The 21,423-nt window shown below is 72.4% G+C and carries 22 protein-coding genes and 3 tRNA genes; 7 read left to right on the top strand and 18 right to left on the bottom strand.

All coding sequences use genetic code 11. From position 1 onward, the window contains the following. Nucleotides 1-89: 89 nt before the first annotated feature. Nucleotides 90-668 (bottom strand): TetR/AcrR family transcriptional regulator, encoded by a 579-nt coding sequence (locus AB0M92_RS02980; RefSeq protein WP_366100286.1) that lies wholly within the window; start codon nucleotides 666-668, stop codon nucleotides 90-92. 167 nt (nucleotides 669-835) lie between these two features. Between AB0M92_RS02980 and AB0M92_RS02985 the strand changes: the two genes are divergently transcribed. Both AB0M92_RS02985 and AB0M92_RS02990 read left to right on the top strand, forming a co-directional pair. Beyond that, nucleotides 836-2,167, top strand: a complete 1,332-nt coding sequence (locus AB0M92_RS02985; RefSeq protein WP_366100287.1) for an FAD-dependent oxidoreductase — start codon at nucleotides 836-838, stop codon at nucleotides 2,165-2,167. After that, nucleotides 2,164-3,090 (top strand): RNA polymerase sigma-70 factor, encoded by a 927-nt coding sequence (locus AB0M92_RS02990; protein WP_366100288.1) that lies wholly within the window; start codon nucleotides 2,164-2,166, stop codon nucleotides 3,088-3,090. The genes AB0M92_RS02985 and AB0M92_RS02990 overlap by 4 nt, the downstream gene beginning before the upstream one ends. 75 nt (nucleotides 3,091-3,165) lie before the next feature. Here the strand turns inward: AB0M92_RS02990 and AB0M92_RS02995 are convergent, their stop codons facing one another. The 5 genes from AB0M92_RS02995 to AB0M92_RS03015 all read right to left on the bottom strand — a co-directional run bounded on the left by AB0M92_RS02995 (nucleotide 3,166) and on the right by AB0M92_RS03015 (nucleotide 4,634). Continuing rightward, complete coding sequence (locus tag AB0M92_RS02995; protein ID WP_366100289.1) at nucleotides 3,166-3,594, bottom strand: MaoC family dehydratase; 429 nt, start codon at nucleotides 3,592-3,594, stop codon at nucleotides 3,166-3,168. Nucleotide 3,595: 1 nt separating this feature from the next. Then, complete coding sequence (locus AB0M92_RS03000; protein ID WP_030870124.1) at nucleotides 3,596-4,048, bottom strand: MaoC family dehydratase N-terminal domain-containing protein; 453 nt, start codon at nucleotides 4,046-4,048, stop codon at nucleotides 3,596-3,598. A 140-nt stretch (nucleotides 4,049-4,188) separates the two neighbouring features. Next, nucleotides 4,189-4,353 (bottom strand): 50S ribosomal protein L33, encoded by a 165-nt coding sequence (rpmG, locus tag AB0M92_RS03005; RefSeq protein ID WP_007265873.1) that lies wholly within the window; start codon nucleotides 4,351-4,353, stop codon nucleotides 4,189-4,191. 85 nt (nucleotides 4,354-4,438) lie between these two features. Next, nucleotides 4,439-4,514: transfer RNA gene (locus AB0M92_RS03010), tRNA-Met, on the bottom strand. 47 nt (nucleotides 4,515-4,561) lie between these two features. Continuing rightward, nucleotides 4,562-4,634: transfer RNA gene (locus AB0M92_RS03015), tRNA-Thr, on the bottom strand. 336 nt (nucleotides 4,635-4,970) lie between these two features. On the opposite strand from AB0M92_RS03015, the gene AB0M92_RS03020 reads away from it, so the two are divergent. Then, nucleotides 4,971-6,281, top strand: coding sequence for an amidohydrolase family protein (locus tag AB0M92_RS03020; protein ID WP_366100290.1), 1,311 nt, complete (start codon nucleotides 4,971-4,973; stop codon nucleotides 6,279-6,281). A 67-nt stretch (nucleotides 6,282-6,348) separates the two neighbouring features. Next, complete coding sequence (locus AB0M92_RS03025) at nucleotides 6,349-7,005, top strand: SDR family oxidoreductase (RefSeq protein ID WP_366100291.1); 657 nt, start codon at nucleotides 6,349-6,351, stop codon at nucleotides 7,003-7,005. Between the two features lie 33 nt (nucleotides 7,006-7,038). Here the strand turns inward: AB0M92_RS03025 and AB0M92_RS03030 are convergent, their stop codons facing one another. Then, a complete protein-coding gene (locus AB0M92_RS03030; protein WP_366100292.1) occupies nucleotides 7,039-7,476 on the bottom strand; it encodes a DUF3574 domain-containing protein in 438 nt (145 codons plus the stop codon). A gap of 106 nt (nucleotides 7,477-7,582) precedes the next feature. Then, nucleotides 7,583-7,664, bottom strand: a tRNA-Tyr gene (locus tag AB0M92_RS03035). 254 nt (nucleotides 7,665-7,918) lie between these two features. On the opposite strand from AB0M92_RS03035, the gene AB0M92_RS03040 reads away from it, so the two are divergent. Then, on the top strand, nucleotides 7,919-8,407 hold the full coding sequence (locus AB0M92_RS03040; protein WP_030163016.1) for a YajQ family cyclic di-GMP-binding protein: 489 nt from the start codon (nucleotides 7,919-7,921) through the stop codon (nucleotides 8,405-8,407). A 148-nt stretch (nucleotides 8,408-8,555) separates the two neighbouring features. On the opposite strand, the gene AB0M92_RS03045 is transcribed toward AB0M92_RS03040, so the two are convergent. Continuing rightward, on the bottom strand, nucleotides 8,556-9,293 hold the full coding sequence (locus AB0M92_RS03045; RefSeq protein WP_366100293.1) for a VOC family protein: 738 nt from the start codon (nucleotides 9,291-9,293) through the stop codon (nucleotides 8,556-8,558). Between the two features lie 170 nt (nucleotides 9,294-9,463). On the opposite strand from AB0M92_RS03045, the gene AB0M92_RS03050 reads away from it, so the two are divergent. Continuing rightward, nucleotides 9,464-10,891 (top strand): SulP family inorganic anion transporter, encoded by a 1,428-nt coding sequence (locus AB0M92_RS03050; protein ID WP_366100294.1) that lies wholly within the window; start codon nucleotides 9,464-9,466, stop codon nucleotides 10,889-10,891. Between the two features lie 19 nt (nucleotides 10,892-10,910). Next, nucleotides 10,911-12,158, top strand: coding sequence for an APC family permease (locus tag AB0M92_RS03055; protein ID WP_366100295.1), 1,248 nt, complete (start codon nucleotides 10,911-10,913; stop codon nucleotides 12,156-12,158). On the opposite strand, the gene AB0M92_RS03060 is transcribed toward AB0M92_RS03055, so the two are convergent. The 9 genes from AB0M92_RS03060 to AB0M92_RS03100 all read right to left on the bottom strand — a co-directional run bounded on the left by AB0M92_RS03060 (nucleotide 12,142) and on the right by AB0M92_RS03100 (nucleotide 21,423). After that, nucleotides 12,142-12,669, bottom strand: coding sequence for an SMI1/KNR4 family protein (locus AB0M92_RS03060; RefSeq protein ID WP_366100296.1), 528 nt, complete (start codon nucleotides 12,667-12,669; stop codon nucleotides 12,142-12,144). The genes AB0M92_RS03055 and AB0M92_RS03060 overlap by 17 nt on opposite strands. 65 nt (nucleotides 12,670-12,734) lie before the next feature. Beyond that, on the bottom strand, nucleotides 12,735-13,715 hold the full coding sequence (locus AB0M92_RS03065; RefSeq protein ID WP_366100297.1) for a glycosyltransferase family 2 protein: 981 nt from the start codon (nucleotides 13,713-13,715) through the stop codon (nucleotides 12,735-12,737). A 12-nt stretch (nucleotides 13,716-13,727) separates the two neighbouring features. Then, nucleotides 13,728-14,120 (bottom strand): YccF domain-containing protein, encoded by a 393-nt coding sequence (locus AB0M92_RS03070; RefSeq protein ID WP_366100298.1) that lies wholly within the window; start codon nucleotides 14,118-14,120, stop codon nucleotides 13,728-13,730. After that, nucleotides 14,117-14,980, bottom strand: a complete 864-nt coding sequence (gene htpX / locus AB0M92_RS03075; protein WP_366100299.1) for a zinc metalloprotease HtpX — start codon at nucleotides 14,978-14,980, stop codon at nucleotides 14,117-14,119. Before htpX ends, AB0M92_RS03070 begins: the two co-directional genes overlap by 4 nt. Nucleotides 14,981-15,241: 261 nt before the next feature. Continuing rightward, on the bottom strand, nucleotides 15,242-16,762 hold the full coding sequence (locus AB0M92_RS03080) for an NADH-quinone oxidoreductase subunit N (protein ID WP_366100361.1): 1,521 nt from the start codon (nucleotides 16,760-16,762) through the stop codon (nucleotides 15,242-15,244). A gap of 5 nt (nucleotides 16,763-16,767) precedes the next feature. After that, on the bottom strand, nucleotides 16,768-18,351 hold the full coding sequence (locus AB0M92_RS03085) for an NADH-quinone oxidoreductase subunit M (protein WP_366100300.1): 1,584 nt from the start codon (nucleotides 18,349-18,351) through the stop codon (nucleotides 16,768-16,770). Nucleotides 18,352-18,389: 38 nt separating this feature from the next. Beyond that, entirely contained in the window at nucleotides 18,390-20,447 is a 2,058-nt protein-coding gene (locus AB0M92_RS03090) for an NADH-quinone oxidoreductase subunit L (RefSeq protein ID WP_366100301.1), read from the bottom strand. Next, nucleotides 20,444-20,827 (bottom strand): NADH-quinone oxidoreductase subunit NuoK, encoded by a 384-nt coding sequence (gene nuoK / locus AB0M92_RS03095; RefSeq protein ID WP_366100302.1) that lies wholly within the window; start codon nucleotides 20,825-20,827, stop codon nucleotides 20,444-20,446. The genes AB0M92_RS03090 and nuoK overlap by 4 nt, the downstream gene beginning before the upstream one ends. After that, entirely contained in the window at nucleotides 20,827-21,423 is a 597-nt protein-coding gene (locus AB0M92_RS03100) for an NADH-quinone oxidoreductase subunit J (protein WP_366100362.1), read from the bottom strand. The genes nuoK and AB0M92_RS03100 overlap by 1 nt, the downstream gene beginning before the upstream one ends.

A 21,423-nucleotide genomic window follows, 5' to 3' on the forward strand; every position in this document is an offset into this window, starting at 1 on the left:
GTGATGACAAGCGTTGTTAGTTATCACTGACTAACTTTTGCGCCCATGAGAACGCGCGCGCGGGCCGGCGGACCGGGTCCGCCGGGAGCTCACTCCCCCGGCCGACCGTCCCGGCCCTGGACGCGGGCGGCGGGATACAGCGCCCCCCAGACCCGGTGCCCGGGCGGGAAGCCCATGGCGGCCAGGTTGTTGATCAGCATTCCGAAGGCCATGAAGGTCGTGGTCTCGTTCGCGTCCCCGCCGAGGGGGATGTGAACGGCGTCCCAGAGCTCCATCCAGCCCTTGCGCACGAGCTCGCCGAGCTCGTGGTCGCCGGCCGCTTCGGCGGCGGCGACGGTGACGTACATCTGGAGCTGCATCTGCAGCTTGTCGGGATCCTCGGTGATGAGCCGGGCGTACGCGTTCGCCATGGCGTGCATGGCCTCTTCGCCCTCCAGCCCCTCGGCCGCCCCGGCGAGCACCTCGCGGGTCTCCTGGAGGCAGCGATCGGCGGCGGCGAGGAAGATGGCCGGCTTGTTGGGGAAGAGCCGGAACAGGTACGGCTGCGAGACGCCGACCCGCTTGGCGATCGCCTCGGTGGAGGTCCCGTGGAAGCCGCCGCGGGCGAACTCGTGCACCGCCGCGCGGATGACGCTCTCGCGCCGCTCGTCCGCACTCATCCTTGCCATGGATACGAAGTTAGTACTCAATCACTAACTTGGCAAGCCCCTTGCTCCCGCGCGGCGCAGCGCGCCCGGACACCCGTGTGACGCGCGTCATACCCGAGCCGTGTCACGAACGGGAGGCCTGCTCGCATCTGGTGGTCGTCAACAGCGAGTGGAGAAGGGCGAGAGCGATGAGCGCACAGCCGAAGAACACACGGCAGGCGGACGCGGACGTGGACGTGGACGTGGACGGAGTCGACAGCGGGACCGGCACCCACCGCGTCGTGGTCCTGGGGGCGGGGTACGCGGGGATGTCCGCGGCCGTCCAGCTCGGGGCCCGGGTCGGACGGCGCCAGGACGTGCGGGTGACCCTGGTGAACGCGCAGGAACGGTTCACCGAGCGGCTGCGGCTCCACATGACGGCGACCGGGCAGCAGCTCGCCGAGCTGAGCATCCCGGAGCTGCTGGAGGGGACGGGCGCGGGATTCGTCCGCGGCTGGGTGACGGCGGTGGACGCGGACGCGAGGACGGTCCGCATCGACGACGACCGGGTCCTGCACTACGACACGCTGGTCTACGGGCTGGGCAGCGTGGCCGACCTCGCGGCGGTGCCGGGGGTGGAGGAACACGCGTACACCCTGAACAGCGCCGAGGACGCGGCGCTCCTGGCCGACCGGCTGGAGCGACTCGCCAGCGCCAGCGCCAGCGGCAGCGGCAGCGGCAGCGGCAGCGGCAGCGGCAGCGGCAGCGGCAGCGGCAGCGGCAGCGGCAGCGGGACCGTGGTCGTCGTCGGGAGCGGGCTGACCGGCGTCGAGTCCGCCGCGGAGATCGCCGAGCGCCACCCCGGGCTCAACGTCGTCCTGCTGGGGCGGGAGGAACCCGGCGCCGCCATGACCCCGAAGGCCGGGGCGTACCTGCGGGCCGCGCTCGGCCGCCTGGGCGTGGCCGTGCGCAGCGGGGTCGAGGTGGTGGAGGTGCTCCCCGGCACGGTCGCGCTGGCCGGGGGCGAGCGAATCCCCGCCGACGCGGTCCTGTGGACCAGCGGTACGCGGGTGTCGCCACTGGCGGCCGCCGCGGGACTGGACGTCGACGAGCGCGGCCGCGTCCTCACCGACGCCGCGCTGCGGTCGCTGTCGCACCCGCAGGTGTACGCGGTGGGCGACGCGGCGGCGATCCGGCAGGGCTACGGCGTCATGCACGGCACCTGCCAGGGCGGCATGCCGACGGGCGTGCACGCCGCGGTGTCGATCGTCCGCACCCTGAAGGGCAAGGAGCCCCGGCCGTTCCGCTTCGGCTACTACCACACGCCGGTCAGCCTGGGGCGCAACGACGCGGTGGTGCAGTTCACCCGGCCCGACGACAGTCCGCGGCGTATTCATCTGACCGGCCGTACGGCGGCCCGGTACAAAGAGGTGGTGAGCGCTGCACCCTGGCCGACGTACGGCCGCATGAAGAAGATGCCCGCCTCGGGAGCCGTCTGGCCGCGTGGTGGCCGCTTCACCCGGAACGGGGCACTCCGGTGACCGGTGCCGATCCGTCCACGGACCTCGACCAACAGGTGTTCCACCGGCACCGGAACCTGCTGTTCACGGTGGCCTATCGCATCCTGGGCACGGCGGCCGACGCGGAGGACGCGGTCCAGGACACCTGGATCAAGTGGTCGGCGGCCGACCGCTCACAGGTGGCCGACCCCAAGGCGTACCTGGCGCGGATCGTGTCGAACGAGGCGCTGGCGCGGCTGCGGTCCACCCGCCACCAGCGCGAGACCTACGTCGGACCGTGGCTCCCGGAGCCCATCCTCACCACGGGCGACACCGCCGAGACCGTCATGGACGCCGAATCGGTGTCCATGGCCGTGCTCGTCGTACTGGAGACGCTCAGCCCGCTGGAGCGCGCGGTGTTCGTGCTGAAGGAGGTCTTCGACTTCAGCCACGCCGAGATCGCGGAGGCGCTGGAGCGCTCCGAGGCGGCGGTGCGCCAAGCCGCTCACCGGGCCCGCGAGCACGTACAGGCGCGGCGGCCGCGCTTCACCGCCGACCGGTCCCGCCAGCGCGAGGTCACGGAGCGGTTCTTCGCCGCCACGACCGGCGGCGACGTCAACGCGCTGATGGAAGTCCTGTCCCCGGACGTGACCCTGTGGACCGACGGCGGCGGCAAGGTCCGCCAGGCCATGCGGCCGGTCCTGGGCGCGCAGACGGTGGCCTCCTGGTTCGCCGCCATGGGCAGCGTCACCTACCAGGGCGTCGCCCCCGCCGACATGAGGGCCGAGCTGGTCGAGATCAACGGCGGCCCGGGCCTGCTGTTCAGCGCACCGGACCGCGTGATCTCCACGGTCACCTTCGACTTCGATGCCGACGGGCGGATCACCACGATCCACAACGTCGCCAACCCGGACAAGCTCCGGGCCGTCACCGGGGGCACCGCCCACGGCATCGGCACGCGCTGAGCCGGGCGCCGAGCGGGATCCTCCCCGCCCGGCGCCCGGCTCGGTGCTCGGCGCCCGGTACGCAGCGCGCCGGACTCAGGCCAGGGTCACCAGGGCCCGGGACATGCCCAGGACCTTCTGCCCCGCGCTCATCGCCGTCAGGTCCACGCGTACGCGGTTGTCGTCCAGCTTCGCCGCGACCTTGGCCGTGACCTCGATCAGCGCACCCGCCTCGTCGTTGGGCACGACGACCGGCTTGGTGAAGCGGACCCCGTACTCGACGACCGCACCCGGGTCGCCGGCCCAGTCGGTGACCACGCGGATCGCCTCGGCCATGGTGAACATGCCGTGCGCGATCACGTCCGGCAGTCCGACCTCCAGGGCGAACTTCTCGTTCCAGTGGATGGGGTTGAAGTCGCCCGAGGCGCCCGCGTAGCGCACCAGCGTGGCGCGCGTCACGGGGAAGGAGGCCGACGGCAGCTCGGTGCCGACCTCGACGTCGGCGTACTTGATCTGCGCGGTCATCTCAGGCCTCCTCGGGGGCGCGGGACACGAGCTTCGTCCACGCCGTCACCACGTGCTCGCCGGTCTCGTCGTGGACCTCGCCGCGGATGTCGATGATGTCGTTGCCCGCCATCGACTTCACGGCCTCGATCGTGGAGGTCACCGACAGCCGGTCACCGGCACGCACGGGCCGCGAGTACGCGAACTTCTGGTCGCCGTGCACGACGCGGCTGTAGTCCAGGCCCAGCTGCGGGTCCTCGACGACCTGGCCGGCGGCCGCAAATGTGATCGCGAACACGAAAGTCGGCGGAGCGATCACGTCCAGGTGGCCGAACGCCTTGGCGGCATCGGGGTCGGTGTAGACGGGATTCGCGTCCCCCACCGCCACCGCGAATTCGCGGATCTTCTCCCGGCCGACCTCGTACGGATCGGTGGGCGGGTAGCTCCGCCCCACGAAGGACTGGTCGAGCGCCATGGCTCCCTACCTCCTGTTGGAAAAAGTCGGTCACATGAGGAAAACGATCAGAGACCGGCGATCACGGAAACGACACGAGGCCGCCCCCCAAAGAAGGGGACGACCTCATGACGGTGCCTGTATTCGAGACTTCGCTGGGGTCAGCGGGTCTCGCGGTGCGCGGTGTGCGAGTTGCAGCGCGGGCAGTGCTTCTTCATCTCCATGCGGTCCGGGTTGTTACGCCGGTTCTTCTTGGTGATGTAGTTCCGCTCCTTGCACTCCACGCAGGCCAGCGTGATCTTCGGGCGGACGTCGGTGGCAGCCACGTGAGTGCTCCTTGACGGACTATGGGACGGATGAACGCATAAAAGAGTAGCCGATCGGGAGACCGACCCCGCAATCGGCTACTGTTGGTAGCGGCGACCGGACTTGAACCGGTGACACAGCGATTATGAGCCGCTTGCTCTACCGACTGAGCTACGCCGCTTTGATGTGATCAGTCCCCACCCGAGGGTGGGGAACCTCTCTCACCAGAGCCCCAATGCGGAATCGAACCGCAGACCTTCTCCTTACCATGGAGACGCTCTACCGACTGAGCTATTGGGGCGAGCGATGAAGACATTACACGGTTGCCCGCCCATCGCCCAAATCCTTTGCGGGGACTGGCCTCCGAGGGGGCGGCCAAGGCTTTCCCGATCAAGCTCCGAGCACCGCCGAGGCCCTTTTCGGGGCAGAATGTGGCCGGGCTCACATTCCCGGCGGCCCCGCGAGACGCTCCGAGCCCCCCTGCCGCGGCGCGCTCGGGCACCACACCGGTACGACTATTTCGCTCTTCCCCGAAGCGGGGAGCCCCGCGCCCTAGGCTCTGAGCACGCTGCGTGATCTTGGGCCGCGGGCCGCGGCCACTCGGCCCAGGAACCGCCCGAGCCACCGCAGGAGCGCGATGTCCGACAGCCAGCCGCAGCAGCCGTCCCCCTTCCCGCCGGGCGGCCGTGGTGAGGGCGGCGGCCAAGGGCCCCGGCGCCCGCCCGGCAACGCGAACGCGGCCGCCGCCGAGTCCACCACCCTCCTGCTCTGCGGAGCCCGCCTCACGGACGGCCGTACGGTCGACGTCCGGCTCGGCGGCGGTCGGATCCAGGCCGTCGGCACCGCGGGCAGCCTGCCCTCCCCCGCGCTCGCCCGCGTCGACCTCGGCGGCTACCTGCTGCTCCCCGCCCCCGCCGAGCCGCACGCCCACGGGGACACCGCCCTGACCGCCGACGGCGAGGGGCCCGTCTCGTACGGCACCGACGAGGTGCAGCGCCGGGCCACCGAGGCCGCGCTGCTCCAGCTCGGACACGGCGCCACGGCCGTCCGCTCCCACGTCCGGATCGGCGACGTGCACGGCCTCGGCCCCATGGAGGCCGTGCTCCAGGCCCGCCGCTCGCTGCGCGGGCTCACCGACCTGACCACCGTCGCCGTGCCCCGCCTCCTCACCGGCCTGGCCGGCGCCGACGGGCTCGCCATGCTGCGCGACGCCGTCAAGATGGGCGCCTCCGTCATCGGCGGCTGCCCGGACCTGGATCCCGACCCGACGGGCTTCCTCGAAGCCGTCCTGGAACTCGCCGCCGAGCACGGCTGCCCCGTGGACCTGCACACGGACGGTGACGATCCCGGCCGGCTGGCCCGGCTCGCCGCGATGGCCGGCGGGCTGCGCCCGGGGGTGACGATCGGCCCCTGCGGCGGCCTCTCGCGCCTCCCGCTGGACGTGGCGCACCGGGCCGCCGACCAGCTGGCCGCGGCCGGCGTACGGGTCACCTGCCTGCCCCAGGGCGACTGCGCGGCCCTGGAGCGGCGCGGCCTGCGCACGGCGCCCGTACGGCTGCTGCGCGCCGCCGGGGTCCGGGTCGCGGCCGGCAGCGGGGCGGTGCGGGACGCCGGGAACCCGGTCGGCCGCGGCGACCCGCTGGAGGCCGCCTTCCTGCTCGCCTCCCAGGGCGGGCTGCGGGCGCCGGAGGCCTACGCGTCGGTCAGCGGGGCCGCCCGGGAGGCCATGGGCCTGCCGGAGGTCCGGGTGGAGGCCGGGTTCCCGGCGGAGCTGCTGGCCGTGCGGGGGGACCGGATCGCGGGGGTGCTGTCCCTGGCGTACAGCCGGATCGTGATCCACCGCGGCCGGGTGGTGGCCCGGACGAGTGCCGTACGGGAGTACTGCGACTCGGCGGTCGCGGTGGCCCTGGACCTGCCCCGGCAGGGCCGTGCGGAGCCCGGCCCCTGATCGCCCGGCGACCCGGCGGCGGGGGGTTTCGCGGGCGGCGGCGCCCGGCTCGTCGTACGGTCGGGGCATGCGCATCGTCATCGCGGGTGGACACGGTCAGATCGCGCTGCGGCTGGAGCAACTGCTCGCCGCGCGCGGATACGGGGTCGCGGGCATCATCCGCGATCCGGAGCAGGGCGACGACCTGCGGGACGCGGGCGCCGAACCGGTGCTCTGCGACCTGGAATCGGCTTCGGTCGACCATGTGGCGGGCATTCTTCAGGGCGCGGACGTCGCGGTGTTCGCGGCCGGCGCGGGTCCCGGCAGCGGCGTGGCGCGCAAGGATTCCGTGGACCGGGGCGCGGCGGTGCTGTTCGCGGACGCGGCCGAACGGGCGGGGGTGCGGCGCTTCCTGATGGTCTCTTCGATGGGAGCGGACGCGCACCACGGGGGCGACGAGGTCTTCGACGTCTACCTGCGGGCGAAGGGCGAGGCGGACGACCACGTACGCACCCGGCTGGGCCTGGAGTGGACGGTGCTGCGGCCCGGGTCGCTGACCGACGACCCAGGGAGCGGGCAGGTGCGGCTGGAGGCGCGGACGGGCCGCGGGGCGGTGCCGCGCGACGACGTGGCCGCCGTGCTGGCGGAGCTGGTCGAAACCCCGGCGACGGCCGGCCTGACGCTGGAGCTGGTGGAGGGATCGACCCCCGTCGCGGTGGCCGTCAAGGCCGTCGCGGGCAACTGAGGCCGCCGGGGGCTCCTCCGCGTTGACGGGCTCTCAGAACTCGGCGGTCACCTTGTCGTCGGAACGCCCGACGGAGTCCTGCTGGTACTGGTCCTCGTAGGCCTGCCGGATCCGCTCGATGCGCGCGCTGCGCTCCTCGGCCTCCTTCTCCGGGTAGAGGAGCACCACCTCGTAGGAGGTCTCGCGGATGACCTTCCCGGCCCGCTGCCACTGGCCGTGCCCGTCCAGGACGGTGAGCCCCTCGGGGAAGGCGGGGGTGATCTCCCGGTCCAGGAAGCCCATGAACTCCTGTTCGGCGACGGGGGTCCGGCCGCCGGGGCGCTCGGTGCCGAAGTAGAGCGTGGTCTCCTGGTAGGGCTCGCCCACGTGGCTGTGCAGTGCCGCCCCGACGAGGGCCGGGATCCCGGCTCCGAGGAGGGCGAGCAGCACGCCGCCGCCGACCCTCCCGCGCGTGTCAGAAATGAAGTTCACGTCCGGAGAACGAACACGCGACCCGGACGATACGGGCACCGGTGCGGGGGCGTACGAGAAGACCCCCGCCGCTGCGTTTCCGCAGTAACGGGGGTCTCACATCGCGTGGCGGCGCCAGGGTTCGAACCTGGGTAGGCTGAGCCGGCAGATTTACAGTCTGCTCCCTTTGGCCACTCGGGCACACCGCCATGATCGCTGCCATTTTTCCGCCTCTCGGCGGCGCTCCCTGGCAACGACGTAAACGATACCTGATGCTCGGGGGTGCTTCGCCACTGGATTGATCAGCGCCGGGACCGGGCGCGGGGGCCTGGGGGTGTCCGGTGGATCAGGCCCGGTCCCGGGTCTGATCCACCGGACACCCCCTAGGCTTTGCCGAGCGGGCCGGGGATGTCCGGCCGCGCCCTCCGGGGCAATGACAGCCGACTTCAAGGAGCCACAGCACATGGCCGACTCCAGTTTCGACATCGTCTCGAAGGTCGAGCGGCAGGAGGTCGACAACGCCCTCAACCAGGCCGCCAAGGAACTCTCGCAGCGCTACGACTTCAAGGGCACCGGCGCCACCATCGCCTGGTCCGGCGAGAAGATCCTGATGGAGGCGAACTCCGAGGAGCGCGTCAAGGCCGTCCTCGACGTGTTCGAGACCAAGCTGGTCAAGCGCGGCATCTCGCTGAAGGCGCTCGACGCCGGCGAGCCGCAGCTGTCCGGCAAGGAGTACAAGATCTTCGCCTCGATCGAGGAGGGCATCTCCCAGGAGAACGCCAAGAAGGTCGCCAAGATCATCCGGGACGAGGGCCCGAAGGGCGTCAAGGCCCAGGTCCAGGGCGAGGAGCTGCGCGTCAGCTCCAAGAGCCGTGACGACCTGCAGGCCATCCAGGCGCTGCTCAAGGGCAAGGACCTCGACTTCGCGATCCAGTTCGTGAACTACCGCTGATCGACTGATCTGACCTGCACGGACGTGGCTGGGCAGACCTTGCGGGGCACAGCGGGGGCACATCGCCGAGCACAGCTTCGACGACGGCCCTCGTTGTGCCCTCCTCGTCCGGCCTCGGGTGCGTGTACGCGTCGGGCGCGATCGACGGTCAGCGGGGCGTGAGGAGGCAGAACTCGTTGCCTTCCGGGTCGGCCAGAACCGTCCAGTGGATCGCGGACCGGTCCAGATCGGGGTCGGTGGCGCCCAGGGCGCGCAGTCGGGCCGCCTCTGCGGCCAGGTCGTCACCGGGGTAGGGGCAGACGTCGAGGTGGACGCGGTTCCACCCGCTCTTGGTGTCGGGAGTGCGCAGGAACTCCAGGTAGGGTCCGACGCCCTTGGCGGAGCGCAGGGCCGCACGCTCGTCGGTGACCTCGTGCACGGTCCAGTCCGTCGCCTCGCCCCAGAACCGGGCCATGCCCCGCGGGTCGGTGCAGTCGACCACCACCGCGGCGACCGGCCCGGTGTCCTGGTAGATCGGACGGGGCTCCAGGACACAGAACTCGTTGCCTTCCGGATCGGCCATGACCGTCCACGGGACGTCGCCCTGCCCCACGTCGGCGAGCGTCGCGCCGAGCTCCTCCAGGCGTGCGACCAGCTCCGCCTGATGGGCGGTCGAGGTGGTGGCCAGGTCGAGGTGCACGCGGTTCTTGACCGTCTTGGGTTCCGGGCGGGCGACGATGTCGATGCACACGGCCACCGGGTCCGGGTAGGCGAAGCCCACGGGTTCGAGGTTGGTCACGCCGGGGCCCTCGCTGTCGACCCCCCAACCGAGCGCCGCCGCCCAGAACCGGCCGAGCGCGAGGTCGTCGTGGGCCTTCATGTTGATCTGCACCAGTCGTGTCGCCATGCCGAAGATCTTAGAAGCCGGGGGCCGCGCCCTCTTCGGGGGCGTGCGGATCATGTGCCCGGCGTGCGCGGCGCATGCGCCTCACCAGCCCCCAATGAGCACTTGGGCAACCGTGCCCGCGCCCGCCAACCTGGCGGTATTCATCGCCGCGGGACAGGGGAGGTTCACGGATGTCTGGAGTCGGAACGTTTCGCGAAGACTTCGGGGCCTCCGTCGTGGTCGCGCTCGTCGCACTGCCGCTCTGCGTGGGGGTCGCCGTCGCCTCCGGCGTCCCCGCGGAGCTGGGGATCGTGACCGGGGTGGTGGGCGGGCTGGTCACCGGCTGGTTCCGGGGGAGCTCGCTCCAGGTGAGCGGGCCGGCCGCCGGGCTCACCGTGCTCGTCTACGAAGCGGTGCACACGCACGGGGCCCGCGCGCTGGGGGTCCTGGTCCTGGCCGCCGGGGTGCTCCAGCTGTGCATGGGGGCGCTGCGGCTCGGGCGGTGGTTCCGGGCGATCTCCGTCGCCGTCGTGCACGGGATGCTCGCCGGGATCGGGCTCGTACTGATCGCCGGGCAGCTGTACGCCCTGGGCGGCGTACCGGCTCCCGGCGCCACCCTGGAGAAGCTGGCCGCGGTCCCGGCGCTCGCCGCGGAGGCGAACTGGGCGGCCGTGGCGCTCGGGGCCGGGACCATCGCGATCCTCGTGGCCTGGCGCCGGATGCCGGCCCGGCTGCGGCTCGTACCGGGCGCGCTGGTCGGGGTCGCGGCCGCCACCGCCGCGTCGGTGATGCTCGGGCTGCCCGTCGACAAGGTGACCGTGACCGGGGTGCTGGGGGCCATCGCCCCGCCCGGCTGGGCGGACTTCGGGCTGCTGGCCTCCGCCGGGGCCCTCGGCACCGTGGCCGCCCTGGCGCTGATCGCCTCCGCCGAAACCCTGTTCAGCGCGGCCGCCGTCGACCGGATGCACGACGGGCCGCGGACCCACTACGACCGGGAGCTCATGGCCCAGGGCGTCGGCAACACCGTCTGCGGGCTGCTCGGGGCGCTGCCGATGACCGCCGTGATCGTGCGCAGCGCCGCCAACGTGGAGGCCGGGGCCCGCACCCGGGCCTCCCGGGTCATGCACGGCGGCTGGCTGCTGCTGTTCGCCGTGGCGCTCCCCCAGCTGCTGCAGATCGTGCCGCTCGCCGCGCTGGCCGGGGTGCTGCTGCACGCCGGCTGGAAGCTGCTGCCGGCCCGGGCCGTCGCCGGCCTGTGGCGGACGCACCGGGGCGAGGCGGTGGTGCTGGTGACGACGGCCGCCGCGGTCGTGGCCACCAACCTCTTCGAGGGCGTGCTCATCGGACTGGGGATGGCCGTGGTCAAGGCGGCCTGGGAGACCTCCCACGTGCACATCGAGGAGGTCTGGGAGGGCGGCGAGCTCCACGTCCAGGTGCTGGGGAGCGCCAGCTTCCTGCGACTGCCGAAGCTGCTGGACGAGCTGGACGCCCTGCCGGCCGGGCACCCCGTACGGCTCGACCTGAGCGGGCTGCGCCACCTCGACCACGCCTGCCTGACGGCCCTCCACGGCTGGGAGCAGACCCGGACGCCACTGACCGGCCGCGAAGGCGTCATCTAGGGCGGTTACCCTCCGCCGCGTGGACAACGAGCTGAAGCGCACGCTGGGGGTGGCCGACGCCGTCGTCGTCGGACTGGGCGCCATGGTCGGGGCGGGCATCTTCGCCGCCCTCGCCCCGGCGGCGGGCGCGGCGGGGCCGACGGGCGGCGCGCTGCTCGCGGCCCTGGCGGTGGCGGCCCTGATCGCCTACTGCAACGCGCATTCCTCGGCGCGGCTGGCCGCCCGGTATCCGGCCTCCGGGGGGACCTACGTGTACGGGCGGGAGCGGCTCGGCCCGTTCTGGGGATATCTGGCGGGCTGGGGCTTCGTCATCGGCAAGACCGCCTCGTGCGCGGCGATGGCGCTCACCGCGGGGGCGTACGTGTGGCCCGGGCAGCAGCGTGCCGTGGCCGTCGCGGCGGTGGTGGCGCTCACCGCCGCGAGCTACGGCGGCGTGCAGAAGTCCGCCCGGATCGCCCGGGTGATCGTGGCGGCGGTACTGGCCGTGCTGGCCGGGGTCGTGGTGGTGTGCCTGACGTCCGGCGCGGCGGACGCCGGACGGCTCGGCGGCCCGGCCGGGGCCGGTGCCGGCGGTCTGTTGCAGGCGGCCGGGCTGCTGTTCTTCGCCTTCGCGGGGTACGCCCGGATCACCACCCTGGGCGAGGAGGTGCGTGATCCGCAGCGCACGATCCCGCGGGCGGTGCCCCTGGCCCTGGGGATCGCCCTGCTCGTCTACGCCGCGGTGGCGGTCGCCGCGCTGTCGGTGCTGGGCGCCGGGGCCCTGGCGGCTTCGCCGGCCCCGCTGGCCGATGCCGTACGGGCGGCGGGGGTGCCCGGACTGACCCCCGTGGTCCGGGTCGGGGCGGCCCTGGCCGCGCTGGGCTCGCTGCTGGCCCTGGTGCTCGGGGTGTCGCGGACCACCCTGGCGATGGCCCGGGACGGCCATCTCCCCCGCGCCCTGGCCGCCGTACATCCCCGGCACCGGGCGCCGCACCATGCGGAGCTCGCCGTGGGTGCGGTGGTCGCGGTGCTCGCGGCGACCACCGATCTGCGGGGCGCGATCGGCTTCTCGTCCTTCGGGGTGCTGGCCTATTACGCGATCGCGAACGCTTCCGCGTGGACGCTCGGTTCAGGTGTCAAGGGCCGGGCCGTGGCAGCCGTCGGGCTGTCCGGCTGTGTCGTACTGGCCTGCGCACTGCCGGCCGCCTCGGCGCTGGCGGGGGCGGCGGTACTGGCACTGGGCGCGGCCGCCCACGGGGTGCGCGGCCGGCTCAGATCCGGGATCTGAACTCCGCCCAGGGGGCCATCTCCAGGCCCGCGTCCTGCGAGTCGTCGCAGAACCAGGCGGTGCCGTCGAGCCAGCCGCGCAGCCAGTCGGCGAGGGCGGGCGAGTCGGCGTACCAGGCGAGGTCGGGATCTCCCGGATTCGGCTCGAACAGCAGGACCCGGGCCGTATCGGAGCGGCAGTCCACGCACCCCAGCATCGCGCAGCCGTAGTCGGTTATCGGCAGGACGCCCTCGGGCCAGCCCCAGTCCGAGGCGCGCATCGCGGTGTACTGCGCGACGGCCGCCTCCAGGGGGAGCAGCCCGTACTCCGGGCCGAACCCGCCGTCCGCTATCCGGGTGTGGAGACCGGCCAGGAGCGGGGGCAGGGCGAAGCCGAGCACGCCCTCGGCCCGGCGCACCGCGTCCTGGTCCGCGGGGGCGGGCAGGCGCCCGGGCACCAAGGTCCCGCCCTCGGGCCCGAAGCCGCTCACATGTCGGGCGACTTGCTCCAGCAACTGCTCGGTCTCGTCCATGCACCCATCGTGACCCACCCCACTGACAATCACCCCGACCTGCGACGACGCCTTCGGATTCGCCGTCAGCTCCCCTGCTGCCCGGGGGACTTGCCGCAGTCATCGCGCGCCGAGTCGTACCCGATGAAGTACGTGGGCCGGCGCTGCACCGCGGTGTAGATCCGGCCGATGTACTCGCCGAGCAGCCCCACGCAGATCAGCTGCACTCCGCCCAGGAACAGCATGGCGACGAACAGCGAGCTCCAGCCGGGCACGGTCTTGCCGAGCAGGAAGACCACCAGCGTCCAGGCGATCATCACGAAGCAGGTGACGAAGCTGACGACGCCGAGCCAGGTCGCCAGCCGCAGCGGCGCGGCCGAGAAGTTGGTGATGCCGTCCACGGCGAGGCGGATCATCTTGCTCAGCGGGTACTTGGTCTCGCCCGCCACCCGCTCGCCCCGGCGGTAGGTCACCTGCCCGCTCGGGAAGCCGAGCCACGGCACCAGCAGCCGGTAGACCTGGTGCTGGTCCGGCAGGGACTTGAGGGCCTCCACCGCCTCGCGGCTGAGCAGCCGGAAGTCCCCGGCCTGCGCGGGCACCTGCTTGCCGACCATGCGGCGCATCAGCCAGTAGTACGCGGCGGCGGTGCGGCGCTTGAAGCCGGTGTCGGTGCTGCGGTCGGAGCGGACGCCGTAGACGATGTCGAGGTTCTCGGACCGGGCCAGGTCCAGCATCTCCGGTATTTTCTCCGGCGGGTCCTGGAGGTCGGCGTCGATGCTGGCCACGTACGCCCCGACCGAGCTGTGCAGTCCGGCGCGCAGGGCGGCCTGGTGGCCGGAGTTGCCGCGCAGCCGGACGATGCGCAGCTCGGGCCAGTCCGTACGGAACTTCTCCAGGAGTTCGGGGGTCCGGTCGGTGCTCCCGTCGTCGACGGCGAGCACCTCGTACGGGACGCCGGTGTCGTCGAGCACCGGGCGCAGCCGGCCCACCAGGGCGGGAAGGGCCTCTTCCTCGTTGTACATCGGCACGATGACCGAGAGGGTCGTGGCCGTGCTCGCAGCCGACACTGGTTCTGCCGCCTACCGGGACGCGAACGGCGCGTCGGTCGGGACGATCTCACGGCCCAGCGGGAGCAGGGACAGCGGGACCATCTTGAAGTTGGCGATGCCGAACGGGATGCCGATGATCGTCACGCACAGGGCGATGCCGGTGACGATGTGGCCGAGGGCCAGCCACCAGCCCGCGAGGACCAGCCACAGGACGTTGCCGATGCAGGATCCCGCGCCCGCGTCGTGGCGCTCGACCGTGGTGTAGCCGAAGGGCCAGAGGGCGTACAGGGCGATGCGGAAGGCGGCGATGCCGAACGGGATCCCGATGATCGTGATGCACAGGATCACGCCCGCCAGGCAGTAGCCCAGGAACAGCCAGACGCCGCTGAGGACGAGCCAAATGATGTTGAGGATGGTCTTCATCGGCTACGTCCTGCCATCTGTTCGAGCCGGGCGATGCGCTCGGCCATCGGAGGGTGCGTCGAGAACATCTTAGAAAGGCCCTGGCCCGGGCGGAAAGGGTTGGCGATCATCATGTGGCTCGCGGTCTCCAGCCTGGGCTCGGGGGGCAGCGGGAGCTGCTTGACGCCCGCGTCCAGCTTGCGCAGGGCGCTGGCCAGGGCGAGCGGGTCGCCGGTGAGCTGGGCGCCGGACGCGTCCGCCTCGTACTCGCGCGAGCGGCTGATCGCCAGCTGGATCACGGAGGCCGCCAGCGGGCCCAGGATCATGATCAGCAGCATGCCGAGGATGCCGGGCCCCTCCTCGTCGTTGGACCGGCCGACCGGGATCAGCCAGGCGAAGTTCACCAGGAACATGATGACGGAGGCCAGGGCTCCGGCGACGGACGAGATCAGGATGTCGCGGTTGTAGACGTGGCTCAGCTCGTGGCCGATCACCCCGCGCAGCTCGCGCTCGTCGAGGATGCGCAGGATGCCCTCGGTGCAGCAGACCGCGGCGTTGCGCGGATTGCGGCCGGTGGCGAATGCGTTCGGCGCCTCGGTCGGCGAGATGTAGAGCCGCGGCATGGGCTGGCGCGCGGACGTGGAGAGCTCGCGCACCATGCGGTAGAGCTGCGGGGCCTCGAACTCGCTGACGGGGCGGGCGCGCATCGCGCGTAGAGCCAGCTTGTCGCTGTTCCAGTACGCGTACGCGTTCGTCCCGAGGGCGATGAGGACGGCGATGATCAGGCCGCCCCGCCCGAAGAAACTGCCGATGACGATGATGAGTGCGGACAGCCCGCCGAGGAGTACGGCGGTCTTCAGCCCGTTGTGCCGGCGGTGCACGGTACGCCCTCCAAATGGTGCGGCAGGGGAGCCCCGTCCTGGTTCTGAGGGTCTACGGTCCAGTGGACCCTCCCTCATCGCTCAACGCGAGGTGAGGGCGTCTGGTTCCCGGGGCGCGGCGGGCCCGCCGCCCGGGAGGCCGGGGCGGCGGGCCCGTGGCGGGCGCTGGGCCGTACGGGTCATGGCGTACGGGTGTGCCGGTGCGGGCCCCTCGTGCGGGCGGCCCCCGGTACCGCGGGGGCTACAGCGGGCTACAGCGGGCTACAGCGGGAACAGGCTGCCCGACGCGAAGCGCAGGACCAGCTGCGGGGCGCCCGAGAGCACCACCGCGACGACGGCCGTGACCGCGATCGCGACGCTGACCGGCCACGGGGCCTTCGTACGGACGCCTTCGGCGGGGGCCTGCGGGGCGCGGAAGAGCAGCGCCGTCCAGCGCAGGTAGTAGTACAGGGCGATGACGACGTTGACCGCCATGACCACGGCCAGCCAGCCCAGGCCCGCGTCGACCGCGGAGCGGAAGACGGTGACCTTGGCGAAGAGGCCGATGAGGCCCGGCGGCAGACCGGCCAGGCACAGCAGGAAGAACGCCAGCGCGAGGGCGGCCGCCGGGCGCTGCGCGTACAGGCCGCGGTAGTCGCTGATCCGGTTCTGCGGCTTCGTCCGGGCGACCAGGGCGGCCACGGCGAAGGCGCCGAGGTTCACTGCGCCGTACATGAGGGCGTACGCGACGGTGGAGCCGATCTGGTCGCGCCCGGAGTACGCGGCGGCGGCGATCGGGACGAGCAGGTAGCCGGCCTGGCCGACGGAGGACCAGGCGAGGAGCCGGACCGCGCTGTTCGGCCGGTCCGCGTGCTGGCGCACGGCTGCGGAGTTGCCGAGCGTCATGGTGAGCGCGGCGAGGACGGCGAGGGCCGGGCCCCAGACGTCGGAGTACGCCGGGAAGGCGATCACCGTGACGAGGATGAGGCCGGTGAAGCCGACGGCCTTGCCGATCACGGACAGGTAGCCCGCGATGGGCAGCGGCGCGCCGACGTAGGTGTCCGGGACCCAGAAGTGGAAGGGGACGGCGGCGGTCTTGAAGGCGAAGCCGACGAGGGTGAGCGCGACGCCGGCCATGGCGAGGGTGTCGAGCTGCCCGGGGACGTCTTCGAGCCGGTCGGCGACCTGGGTGAGGTGCAGGGAGCCGGTGGCGGCGTAGACGAAGCTGACGCCCATCAGCGACACGGCGGTCGCGGTGACCGACGAGAGGAAGAATTTGAGGGCCGCCTCGGAGGAGAGGCGGTCTCCGCGGCGCATGCCGACGAGGGCGAAGGCGGGCAGCGAGGCCACTTCGAGGGCGACGATCAGGGTGGCGAGGTCGCGGGAGGCGGGCAGCAGGGCGGCTCCGGCGGCGGAGGACAGCAGCAGGAACCAGTACTCGCCGGCCGGCATGCGCGCGTCGCGGACCGCGGTGACCGACAGCAGGGCCGTGACCAGGGCGCCGGCCAGCACCAGGAACTGGATGACGAGCGCGAAGTGGTCGGCGGTGTAGCTGCACGCCCCGGGGTCGGTGGCGAGGCAGAAGGTGGCGCGGTCGCCGGCGCGCAGCGGGATCAGGGTGGCGGTCGCCGCGGCGAGGCCGGCGACGGAGAGCCAGCCGAGCAGCGGCTTGCGGCGCTGCGGTACGAAGAGGTCGGCGACCAGGACGACCAGGGCGACGGCGGCGGGCAGGACCACCGGGGTGATCGCGAGCCAGTCGACGCTCTGGACGAGGCTCGCGGCCGTGGTGTGCGGGGCCGTCATGGCCGTCATGCGTTGCCTCCTGCGAGGAGCTTCTGGACGGCCGGGTCGGTGAGGCCGAGGAGGACGGCGGGCCACAGGCCGGCGAGGACGGTGAGGGCCACGAGCGGGGTCCAGGCGGCGAACTCGTAGCGCTGGATGTCGGCGAGTTCGAGGGCCGGCCCGGACGCGGTTGCGGGCGCGGGCTCCGGCCGGGCCTTGGGGTCGCCCATGCAGACGCGCCGTACGACGGTCAGCAGGTAGGCGGCCGTGAGCAGGGTGCCGAAGGCGCCGAAGGCCATGTACGTGAGGAAGGCGGGCCGGGAGAGGCCCTGCGCCGGCTCGAACGCGCCGAACAGGGCCAGCATCTCGCCCCAGAAGCCGGCCAGGCCGGGCAGGCCCAGCGAGGCGACGGCGGCGAAGGCGAGGAAGGCGCCGAGGCGGGGGGCGCGGCCGTAGAGGGCGGCGCCGGTGGCTCCGGCGAGGGTGTCGAGGTCGGCGGTGCCGTAGCGGTCCTTGAGGGCGCCGACCAGGAAGAAGAGGAGGCCGGTGATCAGGCCGTGGGCGATGTTCGCGAACAGTGCGCCGTTGACTCCGGTGGGGGTCATGGAGGCGATGCCGAGGAGGACGAAGCCCATGTGGCCGACTGAGGAGTACGCGATGAGGCGCTTGAGGTCGCCCTTGTTGCCCTTGCGGGCGAGCCAGAGGCAGGCGAGCGACCCGTAGACGATGCCGACGGCGGCGAAGGCGCCCAGGTACGGGGCGAAGGTCGCCATGCCGTCGGGGGTGGCCGGCAGCAGGATGCGGACGAACCCGTAGGTGCCCATCTTGAGCAGGACGCCCGCCAGCAGGACGGAGCCCACGGTGGGCGCGGCCGTGTGGGCGTCGGGCAGCCAGCTGTGCAGCGGCCACATCGGGGTCTTCACGGCGAGGCCGATTCCGATGGCGAGGACGGCCAGGAGCTGGGTGGTGTGGGTCAGTTCGCGGCCGTTGTCGGAGGCGAGTGCCACCATGTCGAAGGTGCCGCTGTTCAGTCCGATGAGCAGCAGTCCGAGGAGCATGACCACGGAGCCGAGGAGGGTGTAGAGGATGAACTTCCAGGCGGCGGCCTGCCGCTGAGCGCCGCCCCAGCGGGCGATGAGGAAGTACATCGGGATGAGGACCATCTCGAAGGCGAGGAAGAACAGCAGCAGGTCGAGGACGGCGAAGGTCGCGAGGGTGCCGGATTCGAGGACGAGCAGCAGGGCGACGAAGGCCTTCGGGGAGGGGCCTTCGGGGAGCTTGAAGTAGCTGTAGAGCGCGCAGAGGAAGAACAGCAGCGCGGTCATCAGGAGGAGGGGGAGCGAGATGCCGTCGACGCCGAGGTGGATCCGGACGTTCAGCGCCTGGATCCAGCTGATGTCCGTGGTCGCCTGGAAGCGGGCCGGGGCGTCGTGGTCGAAGCCCAGCGCGAGGGCGATGGCCGCGGCGAGGATCACGCCGGTCACGGTCACGCCGTGGCGCAGCACGGCCTGTTCGGGGCTCTTGCCCTTGAGTCCGGGCGGGGCCGGCAGGAAGGCCGCGAGGGCGCCGAGGAGCGGTGCGGCCACGACGAACGCCAGAAGGAACTGCATCACGGACGGGCTGATATCAATCACGGCTGACTCACGGCTCACGATCCGGCGTTGACGTTGGCGAGGACGGCGGTGGCGATCGCCAGGACCACGGCGCCGGCGAGCAGGGCGCTCAGGTAGCTCTGCACGTTGCCGGTCTGGGCCCGGCGTACGAGAGCGCCGAGCAGCCGGGGGCCGGCGCCCGCGCCGCTGACGTACGTGTCCACGACCTCGCGGTCGAGGAAGCGGACGAGGCTCGCGGCGGCGCGGACGGGTCGGACGAACAGCCGGTCGTAGACGGCGTCGAGGTGGAAGCCGGCGGCCGCGTGGCGGTGCAGGGGGCCGAGCAGCGCCCGGCCGGGGTCGGCGGCGGGGCCGGCCGGGACGGCGGGGTGCTCGTGGGTGACCTCGGCGACCTCGGGCGTCTCGGCGGCGGATTCGGCGGCGGCGGTGGCCGCGGACACCGTGGCGGCGACGGCGGCGGGCTGTTCGGCAGCGGCGATGGTGGCGCCGGGGGCGGGTGCTGCCGTGGCGGGAGCCGCGGCGGCCTTCGCGGCGGCCCGCTGCCACAGGGCGTACGTCAGGACCGCGCCGACGGCGGCGGCTCCGGTGCCGAGCACGGAGGTGACCGGTGTCGGGGTGAGCCCGTTGCCGTCGAACCAGTCGGCGATCGGGCCGGCGGCGAGGCCGAGTCCGAGGGACGGGATCGCGAGCAGCCACAGCACGCCGGTCATGGCGACGGGCTCCTTGCCGTGGTCGGGGGCGGCCGCGCCCCGGCCGCGGAAGGCCATCAGCCACAGCCGGGCGGCGTAGGCGGCGGTGAGCAGGGCGGTCAGTACGCCCGCGACGAGGACGAGCCAGCCGGCGGCGCTGGGAGCGGCCTCCGTGTGCCCGCCGGCGGCGTGCTCGGCGGCGACGAGGACGGCTTCCTTGGAGAAGAAGCCGGCGAAGGGCGGGATCGCGGCGAGCGCGAGCAGCGCGATCGTCATGGTCCAGAAGGCGTCGGGGATGCGCTTGGCCAGGCCGTCCATGCGGGACATGGCGGCCAGGGAGTTCGTCCCGGCGGCGTGGATGATCACGCCCGCGCCGAGGAACAGGAGCGCCTTGAAGGCGCCGTGGGACAGCAGGTGGAACACGGCGGCGCCGCGGTCGCCGACGGCCAGGGCCCCGGTCATGTAGCCGAGCTGGCCGATCGTGGAGTAGGCGAGCACGCGCTTGATGTCGTCCTGGGCCAGGGCGGCGAGGCCGGAGCCGACCATCGTGACGGCCGCCATGACGGCCATGACCACCATCGCGGCCTGCGAGGCCTCGAAGACCGGGAGGAGGCGGGCGACGAAGTAGACACCGGCGGCGACCATCGTCGCGGCGTGGATCAGCGCGGACACCGGGGTGGGGCCCGCCATGGCGTCGGGGAGCCAGGTGTGCAGCGGGAACTGCGCGGACTTGCCCGCGACTCCGGCGAGCAGCAGCAGCGCGATCAGCGTCGGGTGGTCGAGCCCGCCCGCGGCGACGGTGCCCAGGATCTTGGTGATCCGGAAGGAGCCGGCGTCGGTGGCGAGCGCGAACAGGCCGATCAGGAAGGGGACGTCGCCCAGCTTGGTGACGAGGAAGGCCTTGAGGGAGGCGGATCGGGCCGCCTCGGTCTCCCAGTAGTGGCCGACGAGGAAGTACGAACAGATGCCCATGACCTCCCAGCCGACCAGCAGCACCATCAGGTCGCCGGAGTAGACGACGAGCAGCATGGCGGAGGTGAACAGCGAGACCAGAGCGGCGTACGAGGGGTAGCGCGGGTCCTCGCGGAGGTACGCGGTGGAGTAGAGCTGTACGCAGGTGGCGACGACGCCGACCAGCACGGCGACCAGGACGGCGAATCCGTCCAGGTAGAGCGCGAGGTCGATCGGCACCGAGCCGGTCGGGGTCAGCTGCGTCGAGGCGACGATCGGCTTGCCACCGCCCTGGCGGACGGCGACGACCACGGCCAGTACGGCGGAGGCCAGGGCCGGCAGCACCGCGAGGGGCCGGACGAACCCGGGGGCGCTGCGGCCGAGCAGCAGTCCCGCCACCGCGCCCAGGAAGGGCAGGAGCGGGACGAGGACGGCGAGGGTCGTGGTGCTCACGCGGTGACCTCGCTCTGGTGGTTCGGGGCGGGCTGGCCGTTCGGGGCGATCCGGGCGTTCACCGCGGGCTCGTGGCCTTCCGCGGTGTCGCGCAGCCGGTCGACGTCCGAGGTGCCGCGGTTGCGGTACACCATCAGCACGATCGCCAGGCCGATGCCGATCTCGGCGGCGGCGATGGCGATGGTGAAGAGCGTGAGGGCCTGGCCGGCGTGCAGGGCGTCGCGCAGCCAGACGTCGAAGGCCACCAGGTTGAGGTTGACGGCGTTGAGCATCAGCTCGACGGACATCAGGACCAGGATGGCGTTGCGGCGGGCGAGCACTCCGTACAGGCCCGTGCAGAAGAGGAGCGCCGCGAGCACGGCGGGGTAGGCGAGGTGCATCAGCGCTGCTGCCCCTTCGTGTTGTCTTCGGGCCCATCGGCGGCTTCCCTGCGGGAGAGCACGATGGCGCCGATCAGGGCCGCGAGGAGGAGGACGGAGAGCGCTTCGAAGGGCAGCACCCAGTGCTGGAAGAGGATCTCGCCGGAGACCTTCGTCGAGCCCTGGACGGGTCCGTCGAGGTCGATCCACGTGGTGCGGAAGGCATCGACGACGACCCACACGAGGGACGCGGCGGCCACGACGGCGACGCCGAGGGCGACCCAGCGGTTGTGGGAATCGGCGTCCGGGGAGCGGCCGATGGGGGCCTTGGTCAGCATCAGCCCGAAGAGGAGGAGGACGACCACGGAGCCGAGGTAGATCAGGACCTGGACCCAGGCGATGAACTCGGCGGTCAGCAGCAGGTACTCGACGGCGATGCCGCCGAGGGCGACGACCAGCCAGAGGGCGGCGTGCACGAGCTGCTTGGTGGTGACGGTGACGACGGCCGCGCCGAGGGTGGCGAGGCCGACGAGGAGGAACGCGATCTCGACGCCGGTCGGGGAGAGGAACCCGTGACCCGTCGCCGCGGCGGCCAGGGCGGTGGCCGCGGGGGTCAG

Source organism: Streptomyces sp. NPDC051582 (assembly GCF_040681715.1).
Taxonomy (GTDB): domain Bacteria; phylum Actinomycetota; class Actinomycetes; order Streptomycetales; family Streptomycetaceae; genus Streptomyces.

Bases quoted from the DNA above. Each gene is read 5' to 3' on its own strand.
- AB0M92_RS02980 (WP_366100286.1), bottom strand. From the start codon at position 668: ATGGCAAGGATGAGTGCGGACGAGCGGCGCGAGAGCGTCATCCGCGCG.
- AB0M92_RS02985 (WP_366100287.1), top strand. From the start codon at position 836: ATGAGCGCACAGCCGAAGAACACACGGCAGGCGGACGCGGACGTGGAC.
- AB0M92_RS02995 (WP_366100289.1), bottom strand. From the start codon at position 3,594: ATGACCGCGCAGATCAAGTACGCCGACGTCGAGGTCGGCACCGAGCTG.
- AB0M92_RS03000 (WP_030870124.1), bottom strand. From the start codon at position 4,048: ATGGCGCTCGACCAGTCCTTCGTGGGGCGGAGCTACCCGCCCACCGAT.
- AB0M92_RS03020 (WP_366100290.1), top strand. From the start codon at position 4,971: ATGTCCGACAGCCAGCCGCAGCAGCCGTCCCCCTTCCCGCCGGGCGGC.
- AB0M92_RS03025 (WP_366100291.1), top strand. From the start codon at position 6,349: ATGCGCATCGTCATCGCGGGTGGACACGGTCAGATCGCGCTGCGGCTG.
- AB0M92_RS03040 (WP_030163016.1), top strand. From the start codon at position 7,919: ATGGCCGACTCCAGTTTCGACATCGTCTCGAAGGTCGAGCGGCAGGAG.
- AB0M92_RS03045 (WP_366100293.1), bottom strand. From the start codon at position 9,293: ATGGCGACACGACTGGTGCAGATCAACATGAAGGCCCACGACGACCTC.
- AB0M92_RS03050 (WP_366100294.1), top strand. From the start codon at position 9,464: ATGTCTGGAGTCGGAACGTTTCGCGAAGACTTCGGGGCCTCCGTCGTG.
- AB0M92_RS03060 (WP_366100296.1), bottom strand. From the start codon at position 12,669: ATGGACGAGACCGAGCAGTTGCTGGAGCAAGTCGCCCGACATGTGAGC.
- AB0M92_RS03070 (WP_366100298.1), bottom strand. From the start codon at position 14,120: ATGAAGACCATCCTCAACATCATTTGGCTCGTCCTCAGCGGCGTCTGG.
- AB0M92_RS03080 (WP_366100361.1), bottom strand. From the start codon at position 16,762: ATGACGGCCCCGCACACCACGGCCGCGAGCCTCGTCCAGAGCGTCGAC.
- AB0M92_RS03085 (WP_366100300.1), bottom strand. From the start codon at position 18,351: ATGCAGTTCCTTCTGGCGTTCGTCGTGGCCGCACCGCTCCTCGGCGCC.
- nuoK (WP_366100302.1), bottom strand. From the start codon at position 20,827: ATGCACCTCGCCTACCCCGCCGTGCTCGCGGCGCTCCTCTTCTGCACG.